Below are 17,803 nucleotides of genomic sequence, written 5' to 3'. Positions count from 1 at the left end.
CGCCCCTCTTAACCTTGCTGATGTCAGCCCGCTACTTGGCGGCGCCTTCCATCCCCACCAGCCCCACCTTCAGGTAGCCGGCTTTACGCAGCGTATCCATCACGCTCATCAGCGTCTCGTAGTCCACGGTCTTGTCCGCCTGGAAGAAGATGGTGGTCTCTTTGTTCGCCTGAGTTCGCTGATCTAGCACCGACATCAGTTGATCGGCACTGACCGCCTGTTCGCCAACGTAGAGCTGCTTATCCGCTTTCACCGACAGGAACACCGGTTTTTCCGGGCGCGGCTGCGGTTTGGCTGAGGAAGCCGGGAGATCGACACGGATATCTACCGTTGCCAGCGGCGCGGCCACCATAAAGATGATCAACAGCACCAGCATGACGTCGATAAACGGCGTCACGTTGATTTCATGCAATTCGCCGCTGTCGTCCAGATCTTCATTTAAGCGCATCGCCATAACTCACCCCACCCGCAATTGCTGTGAATGCTGTGAACGTTTGGCTTGTGCCGTGGCGGCCAGATCCAAGTCGCGACCCAGCAGCAGCAGCACCTGAGCAGCCACGTCGCCAACCTGAGCGCGATGACCGCTGATTACACGGGCAAAGATATTATAAATCACCACCGCCGGGATCGCGGCAACCAGCCCCAATGCGGTTGCCAGCAGCGCTTCAGCGATGCCGGGAGCAACCACGGCCAGGTTGGTGGTCTGCGAATGAGCGATGCCGATGAAGCTATTCATGATGCCCCAGACGGTGCCGAACAGACCGACAAACGGCGAGATGGCACCGATAGTCGCCAGGAAACCATTGCCACGCCCCATGTTACGGCTGTAGCCCGCAACGCGACGCTCCAGTCGGAAACCGGTACGTTCCTTGATACCGTTGTTGTCGTTAGACTCTGCCGACAGTTCCAGCTCGTTCTGCGCATCGCTGAGTAATACAGAACTGATGCTCTCGTCCGAGAAGTTCTGTGCCAGCTCGGAGGCTTCATCCAGCGAGCGGACGTTGGCCAACGCCAGCTGTTCGCGGCGCAGGCGGCGCTTGGCGCGGATCAGTTCGCTGCCCTTGGAAAACAGGATGGTCCAGGTGACGATAGACGCCAACACCAAACCGATCATCACGATTTTCACCACGATGTCCGCATGCTGGTACATGCCCCATACGGACAAGTCCATACCGCGAGTTTCCGGCGGCTGGATGGTCGGTTGCGGATTCAGCGGGGTGATACTTTCAGGCACGGCTGCGGCAGGCGCAGAGGCCGGAGCAACGCTCTGGGTAACGGCCGGATTAGTCGCCGGTGCAGCCTGAGCGCTACCGGCCAGACCCACTACCAATACCATTGAAGCTAACAGACCACGGCCAAATGCCTGGCCCCATTGCGCCCGGCCCTGACCGAACGATCCTTGATTTAAATGCTTGCCAGCCGTTTTCACGCTGTGCCTCCACCCGTTACCGAACAAAATTGAAGAATAATTCAGCGTGCGATCATATCAAACCAATCAGGGATTGATAGTAGTTCTCATTATTATTTACCAAATAATCGGCAAAACGACGCCGCCCGAACGGGTAAATTGCCATTGCTTTTACATTTAGCAGTTAAAACGTCTGGATGGCTATCATGCATCATGCTAACTTAAGGGCTATCGCAAATACCCCGTGAAGACCAAGCCAAAGGTGGGCCAGCTCCTATGACGTCAAAAAACATCGAAACCACCCTGATCGGCGCAGGACGCAGCAAGCGCTACACCCAGGGCTCCGTCAATCCCGTCACCCAACGCGCTTCTTCACTGGTCTTTGATTCGGTGGCGGCCAAAAAGCACGCCACCGCCAAACGGGCACACGGCGAACTGTTTTATGGCCGGCGCGGCACCCTGACCCACTTCGCGTTACAGGATGCGATGGTTGAGCTGGAAGGCGGCGCAGGTTGTGTACTTTACCCTTGCGGCGCGGCGGCGGTTTCCAACGCCATTTTGTCCTTTGTCAGCGCCGGCGACCACCTGTTGATGACCGGCTCGGTGTATGAACCCACGCAGGATTTTTGTAGCCATATTCTGAGCCGCATGAACGTGGCAACCACTTATTTTGACCCGCTGATCGGTGCCGATATCGCCGGGCTTATTCAGCCCAATACCCGCGTGGTGTTTCTTGAATCCCCCGGCTCGATCACCATGGAAGTTCAGGATATCCCGGCCATGGTGCAGGCAATTCGCGCGGTGGCACCTGAAGTGGTGATCATGATCGACAATACCTGGGCGGCCGGTGTGCTGTTCAAGGCGCTGGACTTCGACATTGATATTTCGATTCAGGCCGGGACCAAATACATTATCGGCCACTCCGATTACATGCTCGGCACCGCCGTGGCAAACCAGCGCTGTTGGGATCAACTACGCGAATACTCTTATCTGATGGGCCAGATGGTAGACGCCGATACAGCCTATATGGCCAGCCGTGGCCTGCGCACGCTGGGCGTCCGCCTGAAGCAGCATCAGCAAGGCAGCATCGAAGTCGCCAACTGGCTGGCCAAACGGCCGGAGGTAGCGGTGGTCAATCACCCGGAGCTGCCCAGCTGCAAGGGCCACGAGTTTTACCGCCGTGATTTCAGCGGCTGCAACGGCCTGTTTTCTTTCGTGCTGAAACAGCGTCTGAGCGACGCGCAGTTGGCCGAGTATCTCGACAACTTCAACCACTTCAGCATGGCCTATTCCTGGGGCGGCTATGAGTCTCTGATCCTGGCTAACCAACCGGAGGAGCTGGAAGCCATCCGCCCGGCCGGCGGCATCGACTTCTCCGGCACCCTGGTGCGCCTGCATATCGGTCTGGAGAACGTGCAGGATCTGATTGACGACCTCGCCGCCGGATTCGAGCGTATCGCCAACACGCACTGACGCGCCACCTGTTGCAATGGCAACTTTATTCACCTTGTTTAATGTGTGCTTAAGCTATTAGCGTTACACTAGCCGGGTAACTGTCAGATACGGTCAACACCGCATCCTGGGGTCGTAACTCCAGGCGCAACCGGCATGCAACAGGATATATAATGGATGTATTACGAGAGATTGTTCATGCGCTTTGGCAGCAGGACTTTATTGCCCTTGCCAATCCAAGCGTAATTTGGGTGGTTTATGCGGTACTTTTCACCACCCTGTTTTTAGAAAACGGACTACTGCCCGCCTCCTTCTTGCCCGGCGACAGCCTGCTGCTGTTATCGGGTGCCCTGATAGCCAAAGGCGTGATGGCCTTTGTGCCAACGCTGATCATTTTAACCGTTGCCGCCAGCCTCGGCTGTTGGTTGAGCTACGTACAGGGACGCTGGCTGGGTCACACCAGTCTGGTCAAAGGTTGGTTGCTACAGCTGCCTGCTCAATATCATCAACGTGCACATAATCTGTTTAACCGCCATGGCCTGATGGCTTTGGTGATCGGCCGTTTTCTGGGCTTTGTTCGTACCTTGCTACCGACCATGGCCGGTATCTCCGGCCTGAACAGCACGCGTTTTCAGATCTTTAACTGGCTGAGCGCCGTGATTTGGGTTGGTGCGGTGGTCGGTCTTGGCTATGCTTTCAGCCAGATCCCACTGGTGAAACGTTACGAAAGTCAGGTAATGACCGGGCTGATGATCCTGCCGCTGCTACTGCTGCTGGTGGGGCTGCTGGGCGCCATGCTGGTTATCTGGCGTAAAAAGCGCGCCGCCTCTTCCTGATCGGCTTGCGGGCGGCAATAGCCGCCCCTACAAGGCTTTCTCAACCAGCGCCAGGCTCGGGGGCAACTTGCTCACCAGCGTATCCACCGCCAACCGTACCTTCAACGGCAAATGTGGAGTCTGCAGCCACACCGCATGAGCTTCAAATGACATACCTGGCCGATCGCGCATCAGCCTGACCAATTCCCCTTTCAACAACGATTCCCGCACCAGCCAACAAGGTAACCAGGAAATGCCAAACCCGGCCACCGTGGCATCCGCCATCGCCTGTAGGTCATCCATCTGCAACCGCTTGTTTGGCATCACTTCCTGCACTTTGCCGCCGTTATCCGGGATCAGCCAGTTACGCACCACACCGGCGCGCATGTAGGTCACCGCATCATGTTGAGTCAGCTGTTCAAGGCTTTTCGGCTCGCCATGCTGCTGCAGGTATTCCGGTGCCGCACACAACGTCATACGGTGATCGCCGATGCTCCGCGCCACCAGTCCGCTGCTGCTGGGCAACGCCCCGTTACGGACAGCCAGATCAAAACCGTCCTCAATCAAATCCACGATGCGATCGTTGAATGACAGCTCCAGCTCCAGCCCCGGGTGCTCACGCGCCAGGGCGGTTAACAGCGGCGCAATGCACATGCGGCCAAACAGCACCGGCATCGACACCCTCAGCCTGCCGCTGACCTGCTGTTTGCCCGACTCCAGCAGAGTTTCTGCGGTGCGGATCTCCTCCAGCGCCCGTAAGCAACGTTCATAAAACAGAGCGCCGTCATCGGTCAGACTCAAACTGCGGGTGGTTCGGTGGAACAGGCGCACAGCCAATCGCTGCTCCAGACGGGCAATGGTTTTCCCCACCGCCGAACGTGAAAGGTGCAGCCGACTGGCCGCCAGCGCGAAGCTGCCCGCCTCCACGACGGTGACAAACACCGAAATACCGTTCAATCGTTCGGTCATGATTTGTAGCCTTTAGAGAAACAATCAAAGGAAATCTTATCGCCACTGGCGAACATTAATCAACGATAATATCTACAGGTCTGTTTATCACTGACTTTGGAGTCAATCATGGCCGAAACAATGCAACGCTGGACAATGAATGTCCTCGGGCGTCAACACCTGAAACTGAGCGAAAGCATCATTCCGCAACCGGGGCCACATGAGATTAGGGTGAAAGTGAATGCGGTATCGCTTAATTACCGCGATAAGTTGATGATCGAAACCGGCATGGGGCTGGAGTTGCCACCGTCGTTTATTCCTGCTTCCGACATGGCCGGTGAAGTAGATACAATTGGCAGCGGAGTCAGCCGTTTCCAACCGGGCGAGCGGGTAATTTCCACCTTCAGCCCTGGTTGGATAGATGGCAAACAGAAGCCCTATGGTAATGCGCGCATCCCGCCTTACCGTACGCTGGGCGGTTTTTATCAGGGCATGTTGGCGGAATATGTGGTGCTGCATGAGGACTGGTTGGTGGCCGCCCCCGCCTCGCTGGACGACGCGCAAGCCAGCACCCTGCCCTGCGCCGGGCTGACCGCCTGGTTCGCGCTGGTGGAACAGGGTCACCTGTTCTCTGGCCAATCAGTGCTGGTACAGGGCACCGGCGGGGTGGCACTGTTCGCGCTGCAAATCGCCAAACTGCACGGTGCCGAAGTGTACGTCACTTCCAGCAGCAACGAAAAACTGTCGCGAGCCAAGGCGTTGGGGGCCGATCACGGCATTAATCGCCTGGAGGGCGATTGGGTAGAGACGCTGTATCGGTTAACACAGGATCACGGCATCGACCACGTGGTCGACACCGTTGGCGGCCCTAACCTCAGTAATTCGGTTCGCGCCGTCGCCGTGCAGGGACGCATCTCGGTGATTGGTGCGCTGGAGGGCTTTGAGGTCTCGGCTCCTGCCGGACCGCTGCTGCTAAAATCGCCGGTGATCCAGGGGATTGGCGTCGGCCACCGCCGCGCACTGGAAGATCTGGTACGGGCGGTGGATGCCAATGGCTTGCAACCGGTGATTGATCAACGCTATCGCTTTGACCAACTGCAGCAGGCACTCGATCATCTCGATCGCGGGGCGTTTGGCAAAATTGTACTGACGCGCTGAATTACCGCCCCGGCTGCGGGATTAGCCTTCCATCATTAAAGGAGGGTTATCGCGCAGTCGGGCCACTTCGTCGCTGGGCGTCACGCCAAAGAAGCGTTTGAATTCACGACTGAACTGCGAAGCGCTCTCATAGCCGACGCGGATCGCTGCGGTGCTGGCTTTCAGACCGTCATGCACCATCAACAGGCGCGCCTTGTGCAGCCGATAGGACTTCACATACTGCAACGGCGAGGTATTGGTCACCGCCTTAAAGTTATGGTGAAACGCCGAAATACTCATATTCACCTCCCCCGCCAACTTCTCAACGTTGAGGCTGTCGGCATATTGGTTCTCGATGCGTCGCAGCGCCTTGGCGATTTGGCTGAAGTGGGTATGGCGATTGACCAGTTCCTGCAATGACGTTCCGCAGCTGCCACGCAACACATGGTACAGAATTTCGCGCACAATCTGCGGCCCCAATACCCGTGCATCGAGCGGCTTGGCCATCACGTCCAGCAGGCGTTCGGTGGCGCACAACAGCTCTTCCGACAGCTCCGCCAGATTAACCCCGCTGCTTTCTCTGCGTGGTTTTATCAGGTAGTCGTCATCGCCGATGTCGATCAACAGATCCTGCAGCATCTGGCTGTCGATATTCACCGACAGCCCCACCAGCGGCAATTCCGGGCTGGCAAAGGTTTCGCACTCGAACGGCAGCGGTACCGTCATCAACAGGTAGTTGCGCGGATCGTACTGGAACACCCGATTGCCGCAGTAACCCACTTTGTGGCCCTGGAAAATGATCACCACCCCAGGTTCGTACATCACCGGCTGACGCGGGCAATGACGATCCACATAGAGGATTTTCACCAAGGGTACCGGCGAGGGAGTATAACCGTTACTCTCGGCAAAGCAGGCCGCTTGGCGCGCCATACGACCGCGCAGTTCATCGATTTCACTCACGGGAAAACCCTCTTACACTAAGAACAATTCGGCATAAATAATAGTTTAAAAATCGAATTTCCTACAACATTTTGTAGGAATAGGCAAGACTCGGGCAGGAATGAGCATTGTGCTGCGGGGCCAGGTTACTGACAATACACCCCAGATATTTTGCGCCATCCGGCGCTTGCCTTATGCAGAAGAGAAATCAGCCATGCAAAACTTTATTCTCCATACCCCAACCAAAATCCTGTTCGGCCAAGACCAAATCACCGGCCTGGCTCAGCAGATCCCTGCCGATGCACGTATTCTGATCACCTACGGTGGCGGCAGCGTGAAGAAAAATGGCGTGCTGGATCAGGTTTATTCCGCACTGGCGGGGCGTAACGTGCAAGAGTTCTCCGGTATTGAACCTAACCCAACCTACGAAACGCTGATGAAAGCGGTCGAGGTGGTGCGTGCAGAGAACATCGATTTCCTGCTGGCCGTCGGTGGCGGTTCAGTGGTTGATGGCACCAAGTTCATCGCCGCAGCGGCCCACTATCAGGCAGATAGCGACCCATGGCATATCCTGAAAACCGTCGGTTGCGAAATCAAAGGCGCAGTGCCGATGGGTTGCGTACTGACACTGCCGGCAACCGGTTCTGAATCCAACAGCGGCGCGGTGATCACCCGTAAAAGCAGCGGCGACAAACAGCATTTCTTCTCACCATACGTTCAGCCACTGTTTGCAGTACTGGATCCGGTCGTGACCTATTCGCTGCCACCGCGCCAGATCGCCAACGGCGTGGTCGATGCCTTTGTCCACACCATTGAGCAGTACCTGACCTATCCGGTCGATGCAAAAGTACAGGATCGCTTTGCCGAAGGCCTGCTGCTGACGCTGCTGGAAGATGGTCCGCGTGCGCTGGCCGAACCGGAAAACTATGCCGTGCGCGCCAACGTGATGTGGAGCGCCACCATGGCATTGAACGGTCTGATCGGTGCCGGTGTGCCGCAGGATTGGGCAACCCATATGCTGGGCCACGAGTTAACCGCCATGCACGGTCTGGATCATGCCCAGACGTTGGCCATCGTCCTGCCGGCACTGCTGAACGAGAAAAAAACGCAGAAACGCGAAAAACTGCTGCAGTACGCCGACCGCGTCTGGGGTCTGCGTGAGGGCAGCGAAGACAGCCGCATTGACGGTGCCATTGCCGCCACCCGCGCCTTCTTCGAACAAATGGGCGTGCCAACCCGCATGGCCGATTACCAGTTCGACGGCAGCTCGATCCCGGCACTGCTTGATAAGCTGCATCAGCACGGCATGACCGCTCTGGGCGAGCATCAGGACATCACCCTGGAAGTCAGCCAGCGTATTTATGAGGCGGCACGTTAATCGCAAACCCGCGCTTGCCTATCAGGCTTTAATTTCAGTCTCTTGCGCCCGAGCTGTCATCGGGCGCAGTCCTAAGCACTATTCTGATATCGCTGCAATTTGCTTAGCAAACTCAGCACCACCCCAGTTTGCCAACTAGAATCTACTGATATAGCCTAAATAATTCGAGTTGCAGGAAGGTGGCAAGAGCGAGCATCCCGATGAGCTTACTCAAGTAAGTGATTCGGGTAAGCGCTCGCAGCCAACACACCTGCAGCTTGAAGTATGACGGGTATAGCTGTTCCTGGTGCATGCAGCACCGGGCAATCCGTTAACAAGGAGATGCGCATGACAACGCAACAACCCATCATCAAACTCCACGATGGTAATCTGATGCCGCAGTTGGGTCTCGGCGTTTGGCAGGCGAGTATTCCAGACACCAACCAGGCGGTGCTCAAAGCGCTGGAAGTGGGATATCGTTCGATCGATACCGCTGCAATTTACAAGAACGAGGAAGGGGTCGGTGCTGCACTGCAATCCGCCTCGGTGCCACGCGATGAGCTATTTATCACTACCAAGCTGTGGAACGACGATCAGGGGGATCCACAGGCCGCCCTGGAAACCAGCCTGGAAAAACTCAAGCTGGACTACGTCGATCTGTACCTGATCCACTGGCCGAAACCGCAGCAGAATCAATACGTGGAAGCCTGGCGAGGGCTAATTAAGCTGCGTGAACAGGGGCTGGTGAAGAGTATCGGGGTCTGCAATTTCCATACCCCGCATCTGCAACGCCTGCTGGACGAAACCAGTATCGCGCCGGTAATTAACCAGATTGAGCTGCACCCGTTGCTGCAACAACGCCAATTGCGCGCCTGGAACGCAACGCACCACATCGCTACCGAATCCTGGAGCCCACTGGCACAGGGCGGCGAAGGGGTGTTCGACCAGCCGGTGATCAAACAGCTGGCGGAAAAATACGAGAAGACCCCGGCGCAAATCGTGGTGCGCTGGCACCTGGACAGCGGTCTGATCGTGATCCCGAAATCGGTCACGCCATCCCGCATTCGTGAGAACTTTGAGGTGTTTGATTTCAAACTGGATAAAGACGAACTGAGCGATATCACCCAACTGGATATCGGCAACCGTCTGGGGCCGGAGCCCGACTCACTGTAATGCTACCCAGCCCTATTGTTTAATGGTAGGGGCGCGGCATGCCGCGCCCGGTAGCATAATCAGGGGTTAAATAGGGTCGAACATGGCCCCCTACAGGTTTAGCTCTTAACAGCCCTCTCTTTCAAGAGAGGGCTGTTTTATTCCCCGCTACAGTTGCTCGCCATTGGTGGCGATCACCCGCTGATACCAGCCAAAGCTCTGCTTCTTCTTGCGTGCCAAATTGTTGTCGTGATCGACATACACGAAGCCGTACTGCTTTTGATAGCCGTTGAGCCAGGAAAGCAGGTCGATAAACGACCAGGGGTAATAACCGCGCACATCGGCACCCTGCTCGATCGCCGCACCGATCGCCTGAATATGATCGCGCAGATAGTCAATGCGCGGTTGATCACGCACTTCTCCCTCGACGATCGGATCCTTGGCACCCAGCCCGTTCTCGGTGATATAGATCGGAATGTTGCCGTAGCGTTTGACGATGCGACCAATAGCATCGGTCAACCCCTGCGGGTAAACCTCCCAATCCCAGTCGGTATAAACACCGTTCGGATTGCGCACCAGTTTAAACAGCCCCTTAAAACCCAGTTCACGTCCGCTACCCTTCTGGCCACTGGTGTTGTTCGCGTAGCCCTCGACATCGTCGTTATGTGCCACCATTTCACGCTTGTAGTAATTCAGGCCGATAAAATCGACGATATTGCCCTTCAGCAAGGCCTCATCACCCGGTGCAAAATAGGGTACACCAAAAGCCTGCTGCGCCATCGCCAACAGCTCTGCCGGGTATTCCCCCTTCAGCACCGGATCGTAAAGCCAATGGGTGAAGATCCCCTCGGCTAACTCACAGGAGCGGCGATCTTCTGGCGAGTCGCTGATCGGATCGTTGGGTTGCAGCACGTTGACGAAGCCGATCTGACCGTTGATCTTCATTTCACGGAAACTTTTCACCGCGCGGGCATTGGCCAGGAACACATGGTGGCAAGCCTGAATACCCTTCTTTGGATCGGTCAGCTTGGGCGGATGCGCCCCGGTGATATAACCCATACCAATAAATACGATGGTTTCGTTAAAGGTGGACCAGAGTTCGACGCGATCGCCAAAACGCTGATAGCACAGACGGGCATATTCATCGAAAGCATCGACGATCTCACGCGATTCCCAACCGCCAAATTCATCCTGCAGCACCTGCGGCAGATCCCAGTGGTACAGGGTGATCATCGGTTTGATGTTGTGCCTGATCAGTTCGTCGAGCAAATCACTGTAGAATTGGATCCCGGCTTCGTTTACCTCGCCCCGCCCCTGCGGCAACAATCGCGGCCAGGAGATCGAAAATCGGTAGGTCTGCATCCCCAGCTCGGCCATCAGCGCCACGTCTTCGCGAAAGCGATGGTAGTGATCGACCGCGACGTCACCGTTGGTACCCTGATAGGTCGTACCGGGCAAATGGGAGAACAAGTCCCAGTTGGACAGGCCTTTGCCGTCGGCATCAAAGCCGCCCTCAACCTGATAAGACGCGGTAGCCGCCCCCCACAGGAAATCCTTCGGAAATACGCTCATTGGTTTTGCACCCCGTTCTGCTCCAGTAATCGGTAAATTCTCACCAGTTCCTCCACCAGATCGCGCGCCAGTATGGCGTTCATAATGTGGTCCTGCGCGTGCACCATAATCAGATTGACCGGCAGCTTGCCTTCCCCCTCGTCAAAACCGATCAGCTCGGTCTGGGTGGCATGCGCTCGCTTCGCCGCCAACTGCGACTCCGCCAGCAAAATATCTACCTGATCCCACTGATACTTCCGCGCCGCGTACAGCGCCTGCATGGCGCAACTGCGTGCCTCACCGGCGTTGATGATCAACTCCATGACTGCCGTTTCCATATCCATCATTCAGTGACTCCCTGCGTTTGTTCAATCTGCTCGGCTTCACTCACTTCCTGATCCAGTAACTGCTGCTCATAGACCTTGAAGAACGGGTAGTAAATCAGCGCCGATACCGCCGCCAGCATCAGCACCAGCAGTGCGGCGCGAAAATCCCAACCGGTGGCCCAGGCGGCGCCAATCGGTGCCGGTGCCGTCCAGGGCACTACCGAGATCACCCGGCCAATCAGATCCAGCTTCACAGCCGCATAGGCAATGATCGAATTGACGATCGGCGCGGTGATAAACGGAATAAAGAAGGTGGGGTTCATGACGATCGGCGTGCCAAAGATCACCGGTTCATTGATGTTGAAGCAGCTCGGCACCAGGCTCAGCTTGCCGATCGAACGTAGGTGCGCCGAACGACTGCGCAGGTAAAGCAATACGAGCCCAAAGGTAGCGCCGGATCCGCCGATGACGATAAAGAAGGTCCAGAAAGCTTCCATAAAGATATGCGGCATTGGCTGGCTGGCGGCCAAGGCATCCTGATTGATGCCCAAATTGGTCAGCCAGAATGCCTGCAGCATACCGGAGACGATCACCGCGCCGTGAATACCGGCAAACCACAATAAATGGCCGATCAGTACCGCCAGCAGGATCGCCGGCAGCGAGTCGGCGGCGGAAATCAACGGCTGGAACAGCGCCATGATCGCCTGCGGTAACAGTAAATTAAACTGGTGCTGCACCAGCAGACTGAGCGGATACAGCGTGATCACCACCGCCAAGATCGGGATCAGCAGATCGAACGACTGTTTGATCTTGGCCGGCACCTGTTCCGGTAATGAGATACCGATATTGTGCAGTTTGAGAAAACGGATCAGTTCGGTGGTGTAGATCGCCACCAAAATGGCGGTGAAGATCCCCACGCCACCCAACGCAGCGGTCGGCAACATCTTTTCGCTCTGCGGTGCGGCGACCAGCAAAAATGACATCAGCGCAAGCATCGCCGCCATAAAGGGATCGAGCTTATAACTCTGCGCCAGGTTATAAGCGATGGCAGCAGTAATATAAATCGACATAATTCCCATGGTCATATTAAACGGGGTAAGAATAGCGACCTGGTGTTTTTCCGCCGCACCCAGCCACCATTGGGCTAGTCCCCAACTGCTGTCGGCCGAAAAAGGCGGGTAGGCAAATACCAGTAAAAATGAACCGACGATCATAAACGGCATCGCGGAAATAAAACCGTCACGGATCGCCATAATATGTCGCTGGGTCGATAATTTTCCGGCAATGGGACTGATGCGGTTTTCAATAAAATTGAATGCGGCCTGGCTGATACTCATGGTTCAACCCTCGGGACGTTCTGAGTCAATGGTCACAGGGCGAGAAAGCCGGCGGCAACAGGCTGCAGCAGGCGCCCAGGTGGGATTAGTGCTGCGTGAGCATCGTTAAGGCTTCGGCGAGGATTTTATCGCCGCGCATCATACCGTAATCCATGCTGTTAATAACCGCGATCGGTTTATTTTCCCTGTCGGCAATCTTTTTAAAATCGGCCAACTTATATTTAATCTGTGGCCCAAGCAGGCAGCATTGGTAATTCGCCAGCGTGGTTTCAAACTCATCAATGCCCACGGCAATAATATCCACCTCAATACCCTGCTGTTCGGCAGACTTTTTCATTTTACTCACCACCATGCTGGTGGACATACCGGCGGCGCAGCATAAGAATATTTTTTTCATTCGTTCTCCTGTAGCCAATAGGTGCAAATCAGTCAGTTGAGAAATGAGTATGGTTTCAAAAACAAAAAAACAGCAACCGGTTTCAGTAACCGGTTACTGGATTTGAGCGGGTTCTGTGAAGAAGATCCGAATTTTAATTTCCGGGCTTAAAGCGCTGAATAACCGAGCAGCAAGGTCTGGCTGAAACGCTCCCCTTTGACCAGGTGGCGCAGCCCGCTCCCCTGCTCCGCCACTGAATGTTTGCCTGGCCCGTCCAGCCGCTAAACCCGTTATTCAGCCAGCAACGCGGTAACGCGGCCAGGTGCTGCACAATATAGGCCAGGCTCTGTTCCCCCTGTCCCAGGTGCTGCAACAACCATGCCTTTAGAGCGATCAACGGATAATGGCTGGCATTAACGCTCAGGCTGCTTTCGCAAAACTCCAGCGCCTGCGAATTATCCCCGCGCCGCGCCGCCACCCGAGCCAGGCCGTAGAAGCCGCCCGGTTTGCCATTGCCGCTCCAAATGACACGGTAGAAATCTTCATAGGCCGCGCTGTCGTCACCCAATTGTTCATGTGCGCAGCCGCGGATCAGGCTGGCCAAGCCGCACTATTGATGACTTTATGCACTATCATCACGCAATACACTAAACGGGGTTTAATAAATGGCATTACAAGGTTTGAATAACCTGCGGGTGCGTAATTTTAATAAACGGGTGTTGTGCGCGCTGTTGTATCGGGAAAAGGTCGCCAGTAAGTCGACACTGGCACGGCTTTCGCAGCTGTCTATTCCTGCGGTCGGCAAAATTCTCGACGAACTGCAGGAAGAGCAGCGGGTAGAACACGACCCGCACAACCTGCACAGCCGCGGTTTGGGCGGCGGCAGTTACCGCATCGCCGCCGCTGGGCAATACATTTTGTGCCTGAATGTCTCTCCTTATCTGATTGAAAGCATCGTGGTGGACGGCCTGATGACGCCTTGCAGCGCCTTCACCCCGCAGCCGATCGTCGCTACCACGCCGCAGGCGATGCTGCAGGAAATGATGCAAATCTATCATCTGCACAGCCGCCAGCAGGGTATGCCACTGAAGATCGCCCTGTCGATCCACGGCCAGGTCAACCCGTTGACCGGGGTGTCCCAACGCATGCCGCAGGCCCCGTGGGAAGGCCCGGGAGAGATGAAATACCTGCTGGAAGAGCGCCTGAAGACCGAGGTTTTGCTCGATAACGACTGCGTGATGCTGGGGCTGGCGGAAAAGTGGCAAAATAACGCCAATTTGCAGGACTTTTGCGTGATTAACGTCGATTACGGCATAGGTTCGTCATTTGTTATTAATCAGCAGATTTACCGGGGCAGCCTGTTTGGCAGCGGCCAGATTGGCCATACCATTGTCGATCCCGATGGCGGCCTTTGTTCCTGTGGCCGTTACGGCTGTCTGGAAACCATCGCTTCGCTGTCGGCGCTGAAGAAAAAGGCCCGCATTCAGCTCAAGGTCGCGCCCTGGACACAGCAGGAAGGCGAAAGGATTAAAACCCCCACCACCGCCGAACTGATTGCCCGTTACCATCAGGGCGATGCTACGTTGCAGGTGCTGGTGCAACGCGCCGCCCAGGCGATTGGCCTGAGCCTATATAACTTCCTTAATATCCTCAATATCAATCGTATTTATCTGTACGGGCGCAGCTGTGGATTTGGTCAGGCCTGGCTGGACACCATCATCAGTCAGACCGGATTTAACCCTTTTGACCGGCACGACCAGATCCAGACCCAGGCCACGCATATCGGCTTTGGCCAACTGACGCGCGCGCAACAAGTTACGGGGATTGGTTATCTGTATGTCGAACAAGCACTCACCGAGATGCTATGATGTCCGACTTTATCCCAGCAAAAACAATACGGAGCACCATGAACCCCACTCTACGACTCTGCTCGCGCGCAGGCCTTGTCTGCCTGATGCTGATCCTGGCCGGTTGTTCCAGCAAAAAACCACATACCAGCTACAATGCTCACGCTTTTGATGATGCCATTGAAGATGCTGCGGATAAATACGATGTCGATCAAAAGCTGATCGCTGCGATGATCAAGGTGGAATCCGGCTTTAACCCGGCCGCAATCAGCCGGTCAAATGCCATAGGGTTAATGCAGTTGAAAGCCGATACCGCAGGTTGCGACGCCTATCGTTACAAAGGAAAACGCGGCTGCCCGGACGAAGACGATCTGCTGGATCCTGACACCAATATCGATCTTGGTGCCGCCTATATTGCCGTGTTGCAAAAACAGCAGCTTAAGGGGATCAACAATCCTGTCAACCTGCGGTACGCCACCATCATCGCCTACGTCAACGGCACCGGCGCACTGTTACGGACCTTCTCCAGCAACCGCCAGCAGGCTATCTCGATGATTAACAATCTGTCGCCAGAAGCCTTTAACTGGCATATCCGTAAATATCATCCCGCCCCACAGGCACCACGCCACTTGATGAAAGTGGAAGCCGCCTACGATCAACTGTGATTTTAAAAGCAAAAAAAGAGAACCCGAAAGTTCTCCTTTTCGTTTAACGCTGACTTAACCGTTAGGGCTTGCTTTTGCGGATTGGCTTGCGCGGCGGCTTATTGGTCGGCGTACGCTGACGGGTGATGTCAGTGTGCTTGGTCAGCGCCGGACGGGTATGGCGCTGCAAGCGCTTGGCTTCACGCTGCTCGTCGATGCTTGGTGCCGGTACCAGACACTCGCGACGGTTGCCGATCAGGTGTTTCATGCCCATCTCTTCCAGCGCGGTACGGATCATCGCCCAGTTGGCCGGATCGTGATAACGCAACAGCGCCTTGTGCAGACGACGCTGACGATCACCCTTCGGGATCACCACATCTTCACTCTTGTAACCGACCCGACTCAGCGGGTTTTTACCGCTGTAATACATGGTGGTGGAGTTAGCCATCGGTGACGGATAGAAATTCTGCACCTGGTCGAGACGGAAACGGTTTTTCTTCAACCACAGCGCCAGGTTCACCATATCTTCATCGCGAGTGCCCGGATGCGAAGAGATGAAATACGGGATCAAGTACTGCTCTTTGCCCGCCAGCTTGGAGTAATGGTCAAACAGCTGTTTAAACCGATCGTAGCTGCCCATGCCCGGCTTCATCATTTTCGACAGCGGGCCTTCCTCGGTGTGTTCCGGCGCAATCTTCAAATAACCGCCCACATGGTGGGTAGCCAGCTCTTTGATATAGCGCGGATCTTCCACTGCCAGATCGTAACGTACACCTGAGGCGATCAGGATCTTCTTGATGCCCTCCAGTGAACGCGCACGGCGGTACAGCTTGATGGTCGGCTCGTGGTTGGTGTCCATGTAGGTGCAGATTTCGGGGTACACGCACGAGGCTCGGCGGCAGGTCTGCTCGGCGCGCGGGTTGGTGCAGCGCAGCATGTACATGTTGGCCGTCGGGCCGCCCAGATCGGAGATCACGCCGGTAAAGCCCGGTACCTTGTCACGGATCTCTTCGATTTCACGAATGATGGAGTCTTCCGAACGGCTCTGGATGATACGCCCTTCATGCTCAGTGATCGAACAGAATGAACAACCGCCGTAGCAGCCACGCATGATGTTGACCGAGAAGCGGATCATGTCATAGGCCGGAATGGTTTCCTTGCCGTAGGACGGGTGCGGAATACGCTGGTACGGCAGGGCAAACACGCTGTCCATTTCCGGCGTAGTCAACGGGATGGCCGGCGGGTTGATCCACACGTAGCGATCGCCATGTGACTGCATCAGCGCACGGGCACAGCCCGGGTTGGTTTCATGGTGCAGAATACGCGAGGTGTGCGCATACAGAACCTTGTCAGCCTTCACTTTCTCAAAGGACGGCAGCAGCACGTAGGTTTTTTCCCACGGCTTCGGCTTGGCAGCGCGTACGGTCACCGGTTTGGCTTCTGGTTCCGGCTTGCCGCCGTCGGCGCAGGGCAGATCGTCGCCGTAAGGGTTTGGAATGGGTTCAATACGGCCAGGCTTATCCAGACGGGTAGAATCTACGCCAGTCCAGCCTGGTAACGCACCCTTGCGCATCACCGCCGTATTGCGGATATCGTGGATCTCACTGATTTTTTCGCCGGCGGCCAGACGGTGCGCCACTTCCACCAACGGGCGTTCGCCGTTGCCGTAGATCAGCATGTCTGCCTTGGAGTCCACCAGCACCGAACGGCGCACGGTATCCGACCAGTAATCATAGTGAGCGATGCGGCGCAGGCTGGCTTCAATGCCGCCCAGTACGATCGGCACATCTTTATAGGCTTCTTTACAGCGTTGGCTGTAAACCAGCGTCGCGCGATCCGGGCGTTTGCCGCCCACATTGCCGGCGGTGTAGGCATCATCGTGGCGCAACTTGCGGTCGGCGGTATAGCGGTTGATCATCGAGTCCATGTTACCAGCGGTGACGCCGAAGAACAGGTTCGGTTTGCCCAAACGCATAAAGTCTTCTTTATTGCTCCAGTCCGGCTGCGCAATGATACCGACGCGGAAGCCCTGAGCTTCCAGCATACGGCCGATGATGGCCATACCAAAACTTGGGTGATCGACATAGGCATCACCACTGATAATGATCACATCGCAGCTGTCCCAGCCCAGTTGATCCATCTCTTCGCGCGACATCGGTAAAAACGGCGCGGTGCCATAACATTCGGCCCAATAAGGCTTATAGGAAAACAATTCACGGTCGGGTTGGATCAGGCTGGTCGTGCTCATTCTGGTGCTCTTTCACAGGTTAATTAATCGCCGGGCGGCGATTATACGCACTAGTGGCAAAAAGAGCATGGTTATTTCACAAAAGTGGATTTAGTTACCTTCACGAAACAGAGTTGACGATTGATTCTACCCACTGGGAATATGGCCAGGTTGCGGACATGATCCCCCACGGCCAGCGGAATGCCTACGCTTTGCGCTACCTGTGCCAACTGACCGCGCAGTTCGCGATCGTAGGCGTTGACGCTGGCCGGTCGCACGCTGTTTCA

General features: G+C 55.8%; 18 protein-coding genes. 7 read left to right on the top strand and 11 right to left on the bottom strand.

Going from position 1 to position 17,803, the window contains the following annotated elements; all coding sequences use genetic code 11:
- Positions 1-31 precede the first annotated feature (31 nt).
- Together exbD and exbB are read right to left on the bottom strand one after the other, a co-directional pair.
- Positions 32-454 (bottom strand): TonB system transport protein ExbD, encoded by a 423-nt coding sequence (exbD, locus tag ACUTQ5_RS19100; protein ID WP_445652516.1) that lies wholly within the window; start codon positions 452-454, stop codon positions 32-34.
- Between the two features lie 3 nt (positions 455-457).
- The gene (gene exbB, locus ACUTQ5_RS19095; protein ID WP_445652515.1) at positions 458-1,429 is read right to left on the bottom strand and encodes a tol-pal system-associated acyl-CoA thioesterase; all 972 of its coding nucleotides are present in this window, start codon (positions 1,427-1,429) and stop codon (positions 458-460) included.
- 255 nt (positions 1,430-1,684) lie between these two features.
- On the opposite strand from exbB, the gene metC reads away from it, so the two are divergent.
- Complete coding sequence (gene metC / locus ACUTQ5_RS19090) at positions 1,685-2,881, top strand: cystathionine beta-lyase (RefSeq protein ID WP_445652514.1); 1,197 nt, start codon at positions 1,685-1,687, stop codon at positions 2,879-2,881.
- 152 nt (positions 2,882-3,033) lie between these two features.
- Positions 3,034-3,696 carry a DedA family protein gene (locus ACUTQ5_RS19085; protein ID WP_445652513.1) on the top strand — a complete coding sequence of 221 codons (663 nt, stop codon included), beginning with the start codon at positions 3,034-3,036 and terminating at the stop codon, positions 3,694-3,696.
- A gap of 27 nt (positions 3,697-3,723) precedes the next feature.
- On the opposite strand, the gene ACUTQ5_RS19080 is transcribed toward ACUTQ5_RS19085, so the two are convergent.
- Positions 3,724-4,644, bottom strand: coding sequence for a LysR substrate-binding domain-containing protein (locus ACUTQ5_RS19080; RefSeq protein WP_445652512.1), 921 nt, complete (start codon positions 4,642-4,644; stop codon positions 3,724-3,726).
- 108 nt (positions 4,645-4,752) lie between these two features.
- Between ACUTQ5_RS19080 and ACUTQ5_RS19075 the strand changes: the two genes are divergently transcribed.
- Positions 4,753-5,781: a zinc-dependent alcohol dehydrogenase family protein gene (locus tag ACUTQ5_RS19075; protein WP_445652511.1), complete on the top strand. Its 1,029-nt coding sequence runs from the start codon at positions 4,753-4,755 to the stop codon at positions 5,779-5,781.
- Between the two features lie 21 nt (positions 5,782-5,802).
- Here ACUTQ5_RS19075 and ACUTQ5_RS19070 read toward each other — a convergent pair whose 3' ends face one another.
- Entirely contained in the window at positions 5,803-6,690 is an 888-nt protein-coding gene (locus ACUTQ5_RS19070) for an AraC family transcriptional regulator (protein WP_445652578.1), read from the bottom strand.
- A gap of 223 nt (positions 6,691-6,913) precedes the next feature.
- Between ACUTQ5_RS19070 and yqhD the strand changes: the two genes are divergently transcribed.
- Positions 6,914-8,077 (top strand): alcohol dehydrogenase, encoded by a 1,164-nt coding sequence (gene yqhD, locus ACUTQ5_RS19065; RefSeq protein WP_445652510.1) that lies wholly within the window; start codon positions 6,914-6,916, stop codon positions 8,075-8,077.
- Positions 8,078-8,404: 327 nt separating this feature from the next.
- Positions 8,405-9,229, top strand: a complete 825-nt coding sequence (dkgA, locus tag ACUTQ5_RS19060) for a 2,5-didehydrogluconate reductase DkgA (RefSeq protein ID WP_445652509.1) — start codon at positions 8,405-8,407, stop codon at positions 9,227-9,229.
- A 147-nt stretch (positions 9,230-9,376) separates the two neighbouring features.
- Here the strand turns inward: dkgA and ACUTQ5_RS19055 are convergent, their stop codons facing one another.
- The 5 genes from ACUTQ5_RS19055 to ACUTQ5_RS19035 all read right to left on the bottom strand — a co-directional run bounded on the left by ACUTQ5_RS19055 (position 9,377) and on the right by ACUTQ5_RS19035 (position 13,402).
- Positions 9,377-10,780, bottom strand: coding sequence for a GH1 family beta-glucosidase (locus ACUTQ5_RS19055; RefSeq protein WP_445652508.1), 1,404 nt, complete (start codon positions 10,778-10,780; stop codon positions 9,377-9,379).
- Entirely contained in the window at positions 10,777-11,106 is a 330-nt protein-coding gene (locus ACUTQ5_RS19050) for a PTS lactose/cellobiose transporter subunit IIA (protein WP_445652507.1), read from the bottom strand. Before ACUTQ5_RS19050 ends, ACUTQ5_RS19055 begins: the two co-directional genes overlap by 4 nt.
- Positions 11,103-12,422 carry a PTS sugar transporter subunit IIC gene (locus tag ACUTQ5_RS19045; protein WP_445652506.1) on the bottom strand — a complete coding sequence of 440 codons (1,320 nt, stop codon included), beginning with the start codon at positions 12,420-12,422 and terminating at the stop codon, positions 11,103-11,105. Before ACUTQ5_RS19045 ends, ACUTQ5_RS19050 begins: the two co-directional genes overlap by 4 nt.
- An 85-nt stretch (positions 12,423-12,507) precedes the next feature.
- Positions 12,508-12,819: a PTS sugar transporter subunit IIB gene (locus ACUTQ5_RS19040; RefSeq protein ID WP_445652505.1), complete on the bottom strand. Its 312-nt coding sequence runs from the start codon at positions 12,817-12,819 to the stop codon at positions 12,508-12,510.
- Positions 12,820-12,952: 133 nt separating this feature from the next.
- A complete protein-coding gene (locus tag ACUTQ5_RS19035; RefSeq protein ID WP_445652504.1) occupies positions 12,953-13,402 on the bottom strand; it encodes a hypothetical protein in 450 nt (149 codons plus the stop codon).
- Between the two features lie 61 nt (positions 13,403-13,463).
- Between ACUTQ5_RS19035 and ACUTQ5_RS19030 the strand changes: the two genes are divergently transcribed.
- Complete coding sequence (locus ACUTQ5_RS19030) at positions 13,464-14,666, top strand: ROK family protein (RefSeq protein WP_445652503.1); 1,203 nt, start codon at positions 13,464-13,466, stop codon at positions 14,664-14,666.
- A 38-nt stretch (positions 14,667-14,704) separates the two neighbouring features.
- Positions 14,705-15,310, top strand: coding sequence for a transglycosylase SLT domain-containing protein (locus ACUTQ5_RS19025; RefSeq protein WP_445652502.1), 606 nt, complete (start codon positions 14,705-14,707; stop codon positions 15,308-15,310).
- A gap of 61 nt (positions 15,311-15,371) precedes the next feature.
- Here the strand turns inward: ACUTQ5_RS19025 and ACUTQ5_RS19020 are convergent, their stop codons facing one another.
- Positions 15,372-17,537: a YgiQ family radical SAM protein gene (locus tag ACUTQ5_RS19020; RefSeq protein WP_445652501.1), complete on the bottom strand. Its 2,166-nt coding sequence runs from the start codon at positions 17,535-17,537 to the stop codon at positions 15,372-15,374.
- A gap of 71 nt (positions 17,538-17,608) precedes the next feature.
- Positions 17,609-17,794, bottom strand: coding sequence for a hypothetical protein (locus ACUTQ5_RS19015; protein WP_445652500.1), 186 nt, complete (start codon positions 17,792-17,794; stop codon positions 17,609-17,611).
- Between the last annotated feature and the right edge of the window lie 9 nt (positions 17,795-17,803).

Source organism: Serratia sp. NA_112.1 (assembly GCF_052691715.1).
This window is presented reverse-complemented; position numbering and strand designations above follow the sequence as displayed.

Bases quoted from the DNA above. Each gene is read 5' to 3' on its own strand.
- ACUTQ5_RS19055 (WP_445652508.1), bottom strand. From the start codon at position 10,780: ATGAGCGTATTTCCGAAGGATTTCCTGTGGGGGGCGGCTACCGCGTCT.
- ACUTQ5_RS19080 (WP_445652512.1), bottom strand. From the start codon at position 4,644: ATGACCGAACGATTGAACGGTATTTCGGTGTTTGTCACCGTCGTGGAG.
- ACUTQ5_RS19025 (WP_445652502.1), top strand. From the start codon at position 14,705: ATGAACCCCACTCTACGACTCTGCTCGCGCGCAGGCCTTGTCTGCCTG.
- metC (WP_445652514.1), top strand. From the start codon at position 1,685: ATGACGTCAAAAAACATCGAAACCACCCTGATCGGCGCAGGACGCAGC.
- yqhD (WP_445652510.1), top strand. From the start codon at position 6,914: ATGCAAAACTTTATTCTCCATACCCCAACCAAAATCCTGTTCGGCCAA.
- ACUTQ5_RS19075 (WP_445652511.1), top strand. From the start codon at position 4,753: ATGGCCGAAACAATGCAACGCTGGACAATGAATGTCCTCGGGCGTCAA.
- ACUTQ5_RS19070 (WP_445652578.1), bottom strand. From the start codon at position 6,690: ATGGCGCGCCAAGCGGCCTGCTTTGCCGAGAGTAACGGTTATACTCCC.
- ACUTQ5_RS19030 (WP_445652503.1), top strand. From the start codon at position 13,464: ATGGCATTACAAGGTTTGAATAACCTGCGGGTGCGTAATTTTAATAAA.
- ACUTQ5_RS19020 (WP_445652501.1), bottom strand. From the start codon at position 17,537: ATGAGCACGACCAGCCTGATCCAACCCGACCGTGAATTGTTTTCCTAT.
- ACUTQ5_RS19050 (WP_445652507.1), bottom strand. From the start codon at position 11,106: ATGATGGATATGGAAACGGCAGTCATGGAGTTGATCATCAACGCCGGT.
- dkgA (WP_445652509.1), top strand. From the start codon at position 8,405: ATGACAACGCAACAACCCATCATCAAACTCCACGATGGTAATCTGATG.
- ACUTQ5_RS19085 (WP_445652513.1), top strand. From the start codon at position 3,034: ATGGATGTATTACGAGAGATTGTTCATGCGCTTTGGCAGCAGGACTTT.
- ACUTQ5_RS19045 (WP_445652506.1), bottom strand. From the start codon at position 12,422: ATGAGTATCAGCCAGGCCGCATTCAATTTTATTGAAAACCGCATCAGT.
- exbD (WP_445652516.1), bottom strand. From the start codon at position 454: ATGGCGATGCGCTTAAATGAAGATCTGGACGACAGCGGCGAATTGCAT.
- ACUTQ5_RS19040 (WP_445652505.1), bottom strand. From the start codon at position 12,819: ATGAAAAAAATATTCTTATGCTGCGCCGCCGGTATGTCCACCAGCATG.